Annotated in this window: 12 protein-coding genes; 5 read left to right on the top strand and 7 right to left on the bottom strand. The window is 72.1% G+C overall.

Annotated features, from left to right (window positions below):
• The first annotated feature begins 12 nt into the window (after positions 1-12).
• Both purF and purM read left to right on the top strand, forming a co-directional pair.
• Positions 13-1,575 carry an amidophosphoribosyltransferase gene (gene purF / locus ACSSS0_RS07375; RefSeq protein WP_435984650.1) on the top strand — a complete coding sequence of 521 codons (1,563 nt, stop codon included), beginning with the start codon at positions 13-15 and terminating at the stop codon, positions 1,573-1,575.
• Between the two features lie 172 nt (positions 1,576-1,747).
• Positions 1,748-2,878, top strand: coding sequence for a phosphoribosylformylglycinamidine cyclo-ligase (gene purM / locus ACSSS0_RS07370; protein WP_487230595.1), 1,131 nt, complete (start codon positions 1,748-1,750; stop codon positions 2,876-2,878).
• A 273-nt stretch (positions 2,879-3,151) separates the two neighbouring features.
• Here purM and ACSSS0_RS07365 read toward each other — a convergent pair whose 3' ends face one another.
• Positions 3,152-3,346 carry a DUF3073 domain-containing protein gene (locus ACSSS0_RS07365; RefSeq protein WP_020142456.1) on the bottom strand — a complete coding sequence of 65 codons (195 nt, stop codon included), beginning with the start codon at positions 3,344-3,346 and terminating at the stop codon, positions 3,152-3,154.
• Positions 3,347-3,788: 442 nt separating this feature from the next.
• Between ACSSS0_RS07365 and ACSSS0_RS07360 the strand changes: the two genes are divergently transcribed.
• Positions 3,789-3,980, top strand: coding sequence for a BldC family transcriptional regulator (locus ACSSS0_RS07360; RefSeq protein WP_045191048.1), 192 nt, complete (start codon positions 3,789-3,791; stop codon positions 3,978-3,980).
• Positions 3,981-4,081: 101 nt separating this feature from the next.
• Here ACSSS0_RS07360 and ACSSS0_RS07355 read toward each other — a convergent pair whose 3' ends face one another.
• Entirely contained in the window at positions 4,082-4,549 is a 468-nt protein-coding gene (locus ACSSS0_RS07355) for a hypothetical protein (protein WP_487230594.1), read from the bottom strand.
• Between the two features lie 137 nt (positions 4,550-4,686).
• Between ACSSS0_RS07355 and ACSSS0_RS07350 the strand changes: the two genes are divergently transcribed.
• A complete protein-coding gene (locus ACSSS0_RS07350) occupies positions 4,687-5,124 on the top strand; it encodes a VOC family protein (protein ID WP_435984653.1) in 438 nt (145 codons plus the stop codon).
• A 13-nt stretch (positions 5,125-5,137) separates the two neighbouring features.
• Here ACSSS0_RS07350 and ACSSS0_RS07345 read toward each other — a convergent pair whose 3' ends face one another.
• From ACSSS0_RS07345 to ACSSS0_RS07335, 3 genes are all read right to left on the bottom strand, one after another.
• Positions 5,138-6,094, bottom strand: a complete 957-nt coding sequence (locus ACSSS0_RS07345; RefSeq protein WP_487228131.1) for an IS481 family transposase — start codon at positions 6,092-6,094, stop codon at positions 5,138-5,140.
• Positions 6,095-6,198: 104 nt separating this feature from the next.
• Positions 6,199-6,855, bottom strand: a complete 657-nt coding sequence (locus ACSSS0_RS07340; protein WP_487230593.1) for a nucleotidyltransferase domain-containing protein — start codon at positions 6,853-6,855, stop codon at positions 6,199-6,201.
• Between the two features lie 27 nt (positions 6,856-6,882).
• Positions 6,883-8,517: a PucR family transcriptional regulator gene (locus tag ACSSS0_RS07335; protein WP_487230592.1), complete on the bottom strand. Its 1,635-nt coding sequence runs from the start codon at positions 8,515-8,517 to the stop codon at positions 6,883-6,885.
• A gap of 141 nt (positions 8,518-8,658) precedes the next feature.
• Here ACSSS0_RS07335 and ACSSS0_RS07330 point away from each other — a divergent pair, with 141 nt between their 5' ends.
• On the top strand, positions 8,659-9,927 hold the full coding sequence (locus ACSSS0_RS07330; RefSeq protein WP_487230591.1) for an NAD(P)/FAD-dependent oxidoreductase: 1,269 nt from the start codon (positions 8,659-8,661) through the stop codon (positions 9,925-9,927).
• 180 nt (positions 9,928-10,107) lie between these two features.
• Here the strand turns inward: ACSSS0_RS07330 and ACSSS0_RS07325 are convergent, their stop codons facing one another.
• Together ACSSS0_RS07325 and ACSSS0_RS07320 are read right to left on the bottom strand one after the other, a co-directional pair.
• Positions 10,108-10,653: a DM13 domain-containing protein gene (locus tag ACSSS0_RS07325; protein ID WP_435984657.1), complete on the bottom strand. Its 546-nt coding sequence runs from the start codon at positions 10,651-10,653 to the stop codon at positions 10,108-10,110.
• Positions 10,654-10,729: 76 nt separating this feature from the next.
• Positions 10,730-12,499 (bottom strand): alpha-amylase family glycosyl hydrolase, encoded by a 1,770-nt coding sequence (locus ACSSS0_RS07320; protein ID WP_435984658.1) that lies wholly within the window; start codon positions 12,497-12,499, stop codon positions 10,730-10,732.
• Positions 12,500-12,580: the final 81 nt, after the last annotated feature.

Here is a 12,580-nt window from a genome sequence, read left to right as displayed (position 1 = left end):
GACACTGGCGCTGTGGCACGTGGCGACGGTCGTTTGAACCATGACCTCATCCCCGGCGAGAAAGGCCCGCAGGACGCCTGCGGGGTCTTCGGCGTCTGGGCTCCCGGAGAGGACGTCGCGAAGCTGACGTACTTCGGGCTCTATGCGTTGCAGCACCGCGGTCAGGAGTCGGCCGGCATCGCGACCGGTGACGGCGAGAAGATCCTCGTCTACAAGGACATGGGCCTCGTGTCGCAGGTCTTCGACGAGACCGCGCTCAGCTCGCTCCGCGGCCACATCGCCATCGGCCACACGCGCTACTCCACGACCGGCGGCTCGACGTGGGAGAACGCCCAGCCGACGCTCGGCGGCACCGGCCACAGCACGCTGGCCCTGGCCCACAACGGCAACCTCATCAACACGGTCGAGCTCAAGGCCCTCGTCGACGAGCACTTCGGCGGCACCCGCATCACCGGCGAGCTCGCCCGCGGCAACACGTCCGACACCGCCCTCGTGACGACGCTGCTCGCAGCCGACGAGGACCGCACCCCCGAGCAGGCCGCCCTCGAGCTGCTGCCCAAGCTCAAGGGCGCCTTCTCCTTCGTCTTCATGGACGAGACGACGTTGTATGCCGCCCGCGACCCGTGGGGCGTGCGTCCCCTCGCGCTCGGCCGCCTCGAGCGGGGCTGGGTGGTCGCGTCCGAGACCGCGGCGCTGCAGACGATCGGCGCGGCCGTCATCCGCGAGGTCGAGCCCGGCGAGCTCATCGTCATCGACGAGGACGGCCTGCGCTCGCACAAGTTCGCCGAGCCCCAGCCCAAGGGCTGCGTCTTCGAGTACGTCTACCTCGCCCGTCCAGACGCCGTCATCCGTGGCCGGGTCGTGCACGAGGCCCGCGTCGAGATGGGTCGCGTCCTCGCGCGCGAGCACCCCGTCGACGCCGACCTCGTCATCGGGGTCCCCGAGTCGGGCGTGCCTGCGGCTGTTGGCTACTCGCAGGAGTCGGGCATCCCGTTCGGCCAGGGCTTCGTCAAGAACGCCTACGTCGGCCGCACCTTCATCCAGCCGTCGCAGACGCTGCGTCAGCTCGGCATCCGGCTCAAGCTCAACCCGCTCGAGCACACGATCCGCGGCAAGCGCCTCGTCGTCGTCGACGACTCGATCGTGCGCGGCAACACCCAGCGCGCGCAGATCCGCATGCTCCGCGAGTCGGGCGCGGCCGAGGTGCACGTGCGCATCAGCTCGCCGCCGGTGCAGTGGCCGTGCTTCTACGGCATCGACTTCGCGACGCGCGCCGAGCTCATCGCGACCGGCCTCGGTGTCGAGGAGATCCGCGCCTCGATCGGGGCCGACTCGCTCGGCTACATCTCCGAGGAGGGCATGATCGGGGCGACGAACCAGCCCGCCGACGAGCTGTGCTCCGCGTGCTTCACCGGCAAGTACCCCATCGAGCTGCCCGAGGACGGCCGCATCGGCAAGCACGTCCTCGAGACGCTGCCGCTGACGGTGCGCACCGGCCACGACCGCTCGGTCGACGTCGACGGCGTGACCCTCGGGATCGGTCTCGGCGGCGAGAACGCCCTCCAGCACCCCTGACCGGACGGGGCAGCGCGCATCCACTGCCCTCCCAGGGGTCGACTGCCCGCTGGCGGCGCGAGTGCCACGGCATGCCGGTGCCCTCGTGGGCTCGGCGAGCAGTCGTCGAGCCGGAGGGCAGCGGTCTGGACGGCGGTGAGGGCGTCCCCCGGGCGCCGGTAGGCTGGGGCCCGTGAGCGATGCCCCCATCACCTATGCCTCGGCCGGAGTCGACGTCGAGGCGGGTGACAAGGCCGTCGAGCTGATGAAGGCATCGGTGCGGCGTGCCACCAGGCCGGAGGTCGTCGGCGGCCTCGGCGGGTTCGCCGGCATGTTCGACGCGAGCGCCATCGCCCGGATGACCCGGCCGATCCTCGCCACGAGCACCGACGGCGTCGGCACCAAGGTCGCCATCGCACAGGCCCTCGACGTGCACGACACGATCGGCTTCGACCTCGTCGGCATGGTCGTCGACGACATCGTCGTGTGCGGCGCCGAGCCGCTCTTCATGACCGACTACATCGCGACCGGCAAGGTCGTGCCCGAGCGCATCGCCGCGATCGTCGGCGGCATCGCCCGCGCGTGCGAGGAGGCGGGGGTCGCCCTCGTCGGCGGCGAGACCGCCGAGCACCCGGGCCTGCTCGAGCCCGACGAGTACGACGTCGCCGGCGCGGCCACCGGCGTCGTGGAGTATGCCGCCGTGCTGGGTCCCCAGCGCGTCGCCGACGGTGACGTCGTGATCGCGCTCGCGAGCAGTGGCCTGCACAGCAACGGCTACAGCCTCGTGCGCCGCGTCGTCGCGAGCGCCGGCTGGCAGCTGGACCGGCACGTCGACGACTTCGGCCGCACCCTCGGCGAGGAGCTGCTCGAGCCGACCCGCATCTACACCAAGCCGCTCCTCGAGCTCATCGCCGCCGACGGCGTCGACGTGCACGCCCTGAGCCACGTCACCGGCGGCGGCCTGGCCGCGAACCTCGCCCGCGTGCTCCCGACCGGCACCTTCGCCCGCGTCGACCGCTCGACGTGGACGCCCCCGGCGGTCTTCCGCACGGTCCAGGACCTCGGCCGCGTGCCGCAGGCCGACGTCGAGCGCACCCTCAACCAGGGCATCGGCTTCGTCGCCGTGCTCCCCGAGGCCCAGGCGGAGCGGGCCATCGAGCTGAGCGAGGCCCGCGGCATCCGTGCGTGGCGGCTCGGCGAGGTCGCCACCGAGGAGCGGGCGCACGCCGACGGCCTCGTCGCGGACGACGCCGAGATCGTGCGCGGGGCCAAGGGTGTCGACGGTGGCGCCGTGCAGGTCGTCGGGCAGCACCCGACCGCCTGAGCCCCGCCGGTCACCTCGGGGGGCACCCCGGGGGCGCCACGGGGGCCCTACGGTGGCGCCGCAGGGTGGGCCGGGCCGAGGAGAGCCGGCGACGCGGCATACCCGGGTGTGACGAAGCCCGCAGCACCCCGGAGGGTGTGCGGGCATCGATGCGTCACTCCGACGCGACCCGGCACGGGTGCCGACGCGCCGAGTGCCTCGAGGCAGCACCGATCGCGCGCCGGGTGCGAACACCCGACGCACGAGGTGCAGACGGAAGAGGGAAGGGAGGGCTCAGCGCCCGCCCGAGGCCCACTTCCCGTATTCGTCGTACTCGTCGTCGTCGACGGATCGTGGCTGGTTGGACACGTCGCGTTGCGACGGCCCGTGCAGCTCACGCTCCAGCGCGCTCAAGTCCGTGTCAGGTGTGTAGTACTTGAGCTGCCGTGCGACCTTGGTCTGCTTGGCTTTGGCTCGGCCGCGCCCCATGGCGTGACCCCCTCGTGCGTCGTGCCGGGACGGCATCGCTCCTCGGAGAACCGGGTGGCTCTTCGATGTCCGCGTAGCGGCCCCGGGAATGTGTGTGTTCTCGTGGTGCTAACGCTACATGAGTGAGGCAAATCCCGCGCCCGCCGCACCCCTTGAGCGGCGGCGCGTCGCGGCCCGTCGGTCCGGGTCGGGCCGGCGAGGGTGGTTCGGGGTTCGCTCCGGGGTCGCTCGAGGACCAGTCGGGGGTCGTCAGGGGTCGGCGGTACGCTTGCCGCCGTCTGCCTCTCCGTATACACCTTGTGTCTCGGAAGCGGGACGATTTGACTCTTTTCAGTGTTTAACCGCCATTAGGCTGGCCGAGACTTTACCCTTGCTTTACTGAGCCCCGATTGGGGCGCATGCGTGTCGCTGCACCTAGCGACAGGGTGGTGGGGATATGACAATGACGACTCAGGATCGACACGAGACCGAGAAGCTGCTGACTCCTGCCGAGGTTGCGGCCCTGTTCCGAGTGGACCCGAAGACGGTCACCCGGTGGGCCAAGGCAGGAAAGCTGACTTCGATCCGGACCCTTGGTGGGCACCGGAGGTATCGCGAGTCAGAGGTGCGCGACCTTCTGGGTGGCGGACACTGATCTCGACGGAAAGTTGGGGGTAGACCGGTCAGATCGTCGGGGGAGGGACACCACACGGTGTCCCTCCCCCGACTGCTACCCGGTCGTCGTGGTGCGTGTGCTCAGGCCCGCCCGTGGGGGAGCGGGTTGACGGTGCACACGAAGTACCTCACGACGCCGCCGTCGACCAGGGCGCCGGCGGCGATGGCGCCTTGCACCTCGTCGGTGGCGTCGAGCACGCCGTTGCCGTCGTGGTCGCCGGCCGCCAGCGCCGCGGCGTACGTGCCGGTGAGCGAGACGGCGTGCACCTGCCAGCGCCCGCCGTTGTAGCCGGGGTCGCCGGGGGCAGCCGTCGCGACGCTGCGCTGCACCGCGCCGAAGCTGTAGATCGTGTCCCACGACTGCGCGGGAGCGCCCGTGCCGCTGAGGTCGGTCGGCGTCGCGACCGTCCGGTAGAGCTGGTGGTCGACGTAGAACGCCGGCCCCGAGACGCCGCCCGCCTGGGCAGACGTGCCCGCGACGAGGGCTGGTAGTGCGACCGCCGCGACGCAGAGGGACCGGACGGTCCTGCGAGTCAGCTTGTGAGACATGGCTTTCCACCTTTCGTCCGGTCACCCTGACCGGCTCACCACCGAGTCAAGCCCGATGCGGCCGTGGGCTCCATGACGTGGGGGTTATCCGGTCCTTACGGCTCGGCGACGTCGGTGGGCCGCCCTATCGTGGCGGGATGACGCACCCACCCGAGATCACCGCCATCACCCTCGGCGTCCACGACGTCGAGCGCTCCCGCGCCTTCTACGTCGACGGGCTCGGCTTCCGCTCGGTGCTCCACCTGCCGGACATCACCTTCGTCCAGGGCGCCCCCGGCGTGCTCCTCGCCCTGTGGGACGTCACGCAGATGCCGAGCGAGTACGGCGACGTCGCGCACGGCTCGTCCGCGCCACCCGTGTCGCTGGGCCACAACGTCACCGAGGTCGGGCAGGTCGAGGCGTTGTATGCCGCCGCGCTGGCTGCCGGTGCGACCTCCGTCTCCGCCCCGACCGAGCGCGAGTGGGGCGGGGTCAGCGCGTGCGTGGCCGACCCGGACGGCTTCCGGTGGGACCTCGTGCACAACCCGAACTTCCGGGTCGACGCCGACGGCACCGTCCACCTGGGCGAGGCCTAGATGTACCCGGCCATCAGGTTGGTTGCAGTCGGCTGACTGGAGGGTGACCTCGTAGGGCGCTGTGGCGGCGTTCAGTGTTGTAGTGCTCGAGCCATGGCGCAAGAGCGGCGACGCGTTCGGCGTTGCTGGCGTAGGCCGTGCGGTAGGCCCACTCGGTGGCCAGGGTGCGGTTGAGTCTTTCGACCTTGCCGTTCTGCCACGGGCAATGCGGCTTGATGAACTTCTGGGTGATGCCGTGCTCGGCACACACGGCTCGTAGCGAGTACCGGTAGGCCCACGCGTTGTCGGTCATCAGCCGCTCGATCCGGGGGATGCCGTGATCAGCGAAGGCAGCGATCGCGCGTTGCAGGAACTGCGCGCAGGTCACGCCCTTCTCGTCGGGCAGGACCTCGCTGTACGCCAGGCGGGAATAGTCATCGACGAGCGAGTGGACGTAGTCGTAGCCCGGGCCGTTGACCCGGTCACGGGCGATGCCGCGACCGTGCACGCGCCAGCCACCGCCGTCAGGGATGCGGCCGATCTTCTTGACGTCCATGTGCACCAACTCACCGGGCCGTTCGCGTTCGTAGCGCACGGCGGTCTGCTTCGAAGACCGGATCACCTCACCCGTGATCGGGTCACAGTCGCGCAGGTAGGGCACCCGGTGTCGGCGCAGGATCCTTGACACCGTCCGGGCCGGCACCCCGACCTTCGGGGCGATCACGTCCGGGCCGTCCCGATGCGTGGCGCGGGCAGCCAAGACCTTCTGCTCGAGCTCCTCGCTGGTCCTGGTGGGCATGTGGTGAGGCCGTGACGAGCGCGTGATCAGACCGGCTTCGCCTTCAGCGGCGTACCGATCGATCCACGTCTTCACACACTTGCGCGAGATGCCCATCGCGGCCGCGATGTGGGCCTGGGGCCAGCCGGCCTGGTGGCGTTGGACGATCAGGCGCCGACCATGGACGGTCAGCCGGGCACTACCGTGGGACACGAGAACCTCCGGGTTGGAGTGGGCCTTAGACAAGCCACATCCCATTCGGAGGTTCTCGTTCGTTCAAGCAGGCTCGCTGCTACCAACGTCATGGCCGGGTACACCTAGAGCGCCTCGAGGCGGGCCCGCCACGGGTGGCCGGCCGGCTGGGCGTCGACGACCCGTCGGAGCACCGCGACCTGGGCGGCGTCGAACAGGGGGAGTGCGGCCTCGAGGTCGGCGTCGTCCTTGGGTCGGGGCGAGGCGGCCTTGTGGGCGAGGACGAGCTCGGGGCGCAGGTAGCGCACGCCGTCGCGCTCCCAGGTGGCCTCGTCCAGCGACAGCACGAGCGACGGGTCGCGCTTGAACTGCCACCGGCCGTCGACGTCCGGGTTGAGCAGGATCTCGCCGCGCCACGGGGCGAGCGCGTGCTCGCGGACCCAGATCTGGCCGGAGTCCTCGGGCACGTCCCGTCCCGGTGGCAGGTGGAGCAGACCCGAGCCGCCGGCCGACCACAGGTGCCAGTCCGGCTCGAGGTGGGCCTGGATCGCGCCGACGTCGCGACGGAGCACCGAGAGGTCGATGTCCTCGTGGTCGCGGGCGACGCAGGTGAACGCCTCGACGGCCCACCCGCCGGCCACCCACCACGGCACGCCGAGCCCGGCGAGCAGGTCCCGGACCTCGAAGGGGGTCCACGAGTGCTGGGGACCGTAGATGCGCTGGAACTCCTCGGGTGCGAGCCACCGCTGCCCGCCGGTCGTCACTGCGTCCTGCTCGCCCACGGCGCCACGCTAGCGCCGGACGCCGCCTCAGTGGCCGAGCGCGCGCAGCTGGAGGCGCAGGGCGAGACGCGTCTCGGGGTCGTGGAGGTCGAGCTCGACGACACCTGAGAGGCGCTGCATCCGGTAGCGGAGCGTGTTGGGGTGCACGTGGACGCGCGCCGCGGCCGCCCGCGGGTCGCCCGGGTGGTCGAGCCACGCCGCGACCGTCTCGAGGTATGCCGTGTGGTGGGCCTCGTCGTGCTCGCGCAGGGCGGCGACCGGGCCGAGGAGCTCCTCGGTCCAGATGCCGCCGAGCGCGCGGGCGTTGGTGACGGCGGCCCAGGCGTCCTCGACCGTCGTCGTGGTGCCGGTGACGCGGCCGACGTCGCGCAGGCGCTGCACCTCGGTGGCCTCGCGTCGCGACCGGTCGAGGTCGACGGTGCGGGTGACCCGCCCGCCGGCGCTCGCCGTGGCCGTCGGCGTGACGCCGGCGACCTCCTCGACGACGCCGAGCAGCCACTCCCACGTGCCCGGGGAGGCGTCGCCCGGCACGTCGCGCACGAGCGTCAGCGCGACGCCGTCGAAGATCGCGAGGAGCGGCTGGCGCCACGACCGGCGCCGGGCGGCCGACTCCCACACGTCGAGCTCGTGCTCGGTGTCGCGGGGAGCGCCCTCACCGGTCGGGTCGGTGCGGGCACGATGCGCCCCGGCGAGCACGACGACCCGCCACGGTGCCGCCGGCAGCCAGCCCTCGGCCTCGAGCGTGTCGCCGCTCAGCACGGCGCGAAGCCGGTCGGCCGAGACCCGTCGGGCGAGGTCCGCCTGCGAGCGCAGGCGCAGCAGATGGAGGGCCACGACCGACGCCGTCTGAGCCAGCGACCCCATGACCTGCTCGGGCGGCTCCTCGTCGACGACGGCCCAGATCGAGCCCAGCCACTCGGTGCCGGCCCGCACCGGGACGACGACGCGAGCCCGCAGGCCGCGGCCGGCCGGGACGAAGAAGGGCTCGTCGGAGCGCGCGAGGCGGCGGAACACCCCGCGCCCGCGCAGGTTGGCGATGACCTCGTCGGGCACGCGCCGGCCGACGATGGTCGAGACGCGCGCCGGGTCGGCGACGTCCTGCGTGGAGGAGTAGGCGAGCACCCGGGACTGGGTGTCCTCGATGGTGATGGGGGCCGCGACGAGGGCCGCACACGCGTCGGCGAGGGCGAAGAGCTCGTCGAGCACCGGTCCCTCCGCGCGCACGGCGGGCCCGCTCGCTGCCCGGTCGAGGACCCCACGCAGCAGCCACACGACGTGTGCCCACGACGCGTGGTCGGCCAGCTCTACGAGGCTGACGCCGAAGCGGGCGGCCGCGGCGCGGACCTGCTGGTCGCGGGCGGCGGCCCGGCGCAGCACGACGGCGCCGCAGTCGACCTCGGCCGCCCCCTCGAGCAGCGCGGCCGCCTCGGCGGGGCGCTCGACCCCGACGCCGAGGAGCAGGTCGCCGGCCTGGCCGAAGACGCCCGAGCCCGGCTCGGCGAGGGTCACGTCGTCGACCGGGGGGCCGCCGACGTCGACGACCACCGTGAGCAGGCCGCCGCCGAGCGTGCCGACGAGCTGCGCGATGGGCAGGCCGACCGGGGTCGTCGACGAGGTGCGGGTCGCGGACCGTCGGGTCGCGCGGGACGGTGCGGACGGCATACGACCATCATGACGCGCTTTGGTGCCCACAGCACAACGTGGGGCGCGAACGCTGGCACGCCAGCACCACATGAGGCCCCTCGACTGGCGCGACCATGGATGCAAGGCACCACCCGAGCACCAGACCCAGGAGTCGATCGCATGGCCGCTGTGACCCCCGCCGGTACCCCCGTCCCCGAGCGCGTCGCCGTCGTCGGCGCCGGCATGGTCGGTCTCGCCACCGCCTGGTTCCTCCAGGAGCGTGACGTCGAGGTCACCGTCATCGACCGCGACGGCGTCGCCGCCGGCGCGTCCTGGGGCAACGCGGGCTGGCTGACGCCCGGCATCGCGACGCCGCTGCCCGAGCCCGCCGTGCTCAAGTACGGCCTGCGCGCCGTGCTCAGCCCGAGCTCGCCGGTCTACGTGCCGCCGAGCGCGCGACCGGACTTCCTCCGCTTCGTCACCGGTTTCACCCGCCACAGCACGATGACGGCCTGGAAGAAGGCCATGGGCGCCCTCGTGCCCGTCAACGACCTGTCGCTGCAGAGCTTCGACCTGCTCAAGGCGGGCGGGGTGGACGCCGACACCTACGAGGCGAAGTCGTTCACGGCCGCCTACCGCACGGCCGAGGAGCGTCAGACGCTGCTCGAGGAGATCGAGCACATCCACGCCTCGGGCGGCGACATCACCTTCGACGTGCTCAGCGGCGACGAGGCCCGCGCCATCGAGCCGGCGCTGTCCGACGAGATCGGCGCCGCGATCGTCCTCCACGGTCAGCGGTTCATCAACCCCGGCGCCTACGTCGCCGCCCTCGCCGACTCGGTCACCGCCCGCGGCGGCAAGATCGTGACCGGCACCGCCGTCCAGCGCATCACCGACACCCCGACCGGCGTGCTCGTCACGAACGACTTCGGCCAGGCCGAGCACTACGACGCCGCCGTCGTCGCCACCGGCGCCTGGCTCGGCAAGCTCGCGCGGGAGTTCGGCGTCAAGCGCGTCGTCCAGGCCGGCCGCGGCTACTCCTTCAGCGTCGCCGTCGACGACCTGCCCAACGGCCCGGTCTACTTCCCGGCCGCGCGCGTCGCCTGCACGCCCGTCGGGGACCGCCTCCGCGTCGCCGGCATGATGGAGTTCCGCCAGCCCGAGGCCGCGCTCGACCCGCGCCGCATCAAGGCCATCGTCGAGTCGGCCCGCCCGCTGCTCCAGGGTGCCGACCTCGACCACCGCCAGGACGAGTGGGTGGGCTCCCGGCCGTGCACCATCGACGGTCTGCCGCTCATCGGCGCCTCGCGCAACCCCAAGGTCTTCGTCGCCGGCGGTCACGGCATGTGGGGCATCACGCTCGGCCCCGTCACGGGCCGCCTGCTCGCCGAGCAGATGGTCACCGGCCGCGCGCCCGAGCAGCTCGCGCCCTTCGACCCGCTCCGCTGAGCGCGAGCCGGCAGCACACACGGCAGCACACACGGACAAGGCCCACCTGACGAACCTCGTCAGGTGGGCCTCCGTGCGCGTCCCCCCGCGCCGCGGCGGCGCGTCTGCACGCGTCCGCCGAAGACGGCTGCCGCCGGACCCCTCAGTGCGGCGGCAGCCGTCAACCGTGCTTCGGAGACGTCATGCGGTCCGGATTGGTGCAGATCCGAACGCGACGTCGAAACGGTCGCACCAGATGACGACCGAGGTCAGGCCGGACAGGTCCGTGCCCGGCGGGACGGCGTAGTTCTGGTTGCCGTCCGTGGCCTTGAGGTCCCCGAGCGGGACGAACCGGCCGTCGTCGTAGCGGTGCCAGTCGTCGCCTCCGGCCGGCTGGTCGGTCAGCCACACGACGACGTCCGGCCCGTCGCTCGTCGAGAAGCCCTCGAGCCGCAGCACGCTCGTGCCGTCGGCCAGCTCGAGCACGCGGGCGGTGCCTGACGTGGCGTGCTCCCCGTCGACGAACCGCCCCTGGCCGACGACGCGCGCCGCGGACGCCGAGGGCGTATGCGGTGTGGTCGGGCTCGTGCCCCCGGCCGTGGCCGTCGCGGTCGCGACGGCCACGGGGAGCGGCTCGTCGACGACGCTGCGGGTGAGCAGCCGCCACGGCTGGAAGAGGGCGAGCCCGACGACGAGCGCGAGCGAGGCGGTGACGACGGAGGCGGCGATCCAGACGCGTCGGTTCATGGATCCAGTGCACCGGACCCGCCCAGCTCGACGCCATGACGAGACCCTTACGAAGCAGTGACGAGCGGCCCGGGACTCAGGCGGGCGTGAGGACGACGAGGGTGTAGGCGCCCACCGACACGGTGCCGCTCGCAGGCTGGTCGTCGAGCGGCTCGTCCACCGCGTCGACGTCGTGGGTGTCGTGACCCGCGAAGAGGGCGCTGTAGGTGGCCGCGTCGGAGTTGAAGCGGACCACCCACGGCCCGGCTGACGGCATACCCGTCGTGATGTCGCGCGCCTCGGCGCTCGCGTTGACGACGACCACGGCGACGTCGTCGCCTGCGCGACGTGCCCACGCCAGGGCCTTGGCCTCGTCGTCGAGGTGGAGCACCTCGAAGCCCTCGCCGCGCAGGCCGCGCGAGACGCCGTCGACGTCGCGCCGCAGGTGGACGAGGTCGCGGCCGAGACGCACGATGTCGCGGAACTGCTCGGCCCGCTCCCAGTCGAGCGGCACGTCGTCACGGAACCACTCGTCCTCGAGGAACTCCTGGCCCTGGAAGAGCATCGGGATGCCCGGCGTCGTCAGGGCGATGGCGAAGCCGAGGGTCGCGCGCTTCTGCGCCGCCCAGCCGCTCGGGTCGCCGCCGTCGACCTCGTGGGGGACCCGGAGCTTGCCGTTGGCCACCTCGTCGTGGCTCTCGGTGTAGACGATGCGCCGGAACGGCTCGTCGTCGCCGCGCAGCGCGTCGGCGAGCTCGGTCATCGAACGGTCGGCGTCGTCGACGGCCGTCAGCAGCCGCCGGACCGGGTGGACGAAGCTCGTGTCCCACTGGGCGTGGAAGCCCGCGCCACCCTCGTCGGGCGAGGTGATCGCCGGGTCGGACTGGAGGTCCTCGGCGATGAGGATCTTGTCGGGGTGCCGCTCGCGGATCGTCGTCGTGATCGAGCGCATGAGGTCCCAGCCCTCGGGCAGGTCGCCGGTGCCGAGACCGTCGATGGTGCGCACGTAGAGGGTCGCGTCGAACCGGAGCCCGTCGAGGTGGAACTCCTCGAGCCACATGAGGGCGTTGTCGTGGAGGTAGGCGCGCACCTCCTCGCGGCCGTAGTCGGGTCGGGTGTCACCCCACGGGGTCGAGGAGCGCTCGTCGTTGTAGAAGTAGATGCCGCCCTTGCCGTCCTCGCTCCAGCCGTCGAACTGCCACAGGGCAAGGTCGCTCGGGCCGTAGTGGTTGATGACGACGTCGAGGATGACCGCGATGCCGTGCCGGTGGGACTCCTTGACGAAGGCCTTGAGCGCGTCGGCGCCGCCGTAGTTGCTCTCGACGGCGAAGGGGTTGGACGGGTTGTAGCCCCACGAGTAGTCGCCCGCGAACTCGGCGACCGGCATGAGCTCGATGGCGTTGATGCCGAGCTCGGCGAGGTAGCCGAGCTTGCCGGCGAGCCCGCCGAGGTCACCGGCGTCGCCCTCGGTGGCGACGAACGAGCCGATGTGGGTCTCGTAGATGACGAGCTCGTCGTGCGGCGGGCAGCCGAACGTGTCGCCCGCCCAGTCGAAGGCGTCGCGGTCGTAGACGACGGCGTTGCCCGACGAGTTCGTGACGACGCGGGCGCGGGGGTCGATGCGCATGAGGCGCTGGTCGCCGTTGGTGATGACGAACTGGTACTCGTCGCCGGGCCGAACGCCCTCGACGTCGGCGTACCAGTGCCCGTTGTCCTCGGAGACCATCGCGTGTCCGTCGCCCGACCAGTCGGTGAAGCTGCCGGTGACCGCGACGGCGTCGGCGTTCGGGGCCCAGACGCGGAAGGCCGTCCCGCCGTCGTGGGGCATCGACCCGAGTCCGGGGCGGTGGGCGTCGTGCTCGGACATGCAGGCTCCAGTCGGGTCGTGAGGGGGCAGCCCGAGCGTAGACCTGGCTGCTGGGACCGACCGGTGACGTACCCGCTCGGC

The sequence above is a fragment of the Terrabacter sp. R4-6 genome, from assembly GCF_057529065.1.
The sequence above is the reverse complement of the archived record's forward strand: the minus strand, read 5'-3'. Positions and strand labels throughout refer to the sequence as shown.

Bases quoted from the DNA above. Each gene is read 5' to 3' on its own strand.
- ACSSS0_RS07330 (WP_487230591.1), top strand. From the start codon at position 8,659: ATGGCCGCTGTGACCCCCGCCGGTACCCCCGTCCCCGAGCGCGTCGCC.
- ACSSS0_RS07355 (WP_487230594.1), bottom strand. From the start codon at position 4,549: ATGTCTCACAAGCTGACTCGCAGGACCGTCCGGTCCCTCTGCGTCGCG.
- ACSSS0_RS07365 (WP_020142456.1), bottom strand. From the start codon at position 3,346: ATGGGGCGCGGCCGAGCCAAAGCCAAGCAGACCAAGGTCGCACGGCAG.
- ACSSS0_RS07350 (WP_435984653.1), top strand. From the start codon at position 4,687: ATGACGCACCCACCCGAGATCACCGCCATCACCCTCGGCGTCCACGAC.
- ACSSS0_RS07320 (WP_435984658.1), bottom strand. From the start codon at position 12,499: ATGTCCGAGCACGACGCCCACCGCCCCGGACTCGGGTCGATGCCCCAC.
- ACSSS0_RS07325 (WP_435984657.1), bottom strand. From the start codon at position 10,653: ATGAACCGACGCGTCTGGATCGCCGCCTCCGTCGTCACCGCCTCGCTC.
- ACSSS0_RS07335 (WP_487230592.1), bottom strand. From the start codon at position 8,517: ATGCCGTCCGCACCGTCCCGCGCGACCCGACGGTCCGCGACCCGCACC.
- ACSSS0_RS07360 (WP_045191048.1), top strand. From the start codon at position 3,789: ATGACGACTCAGGATCGACACGAGACCGAGAAGCTGCTGACTCCTGCC.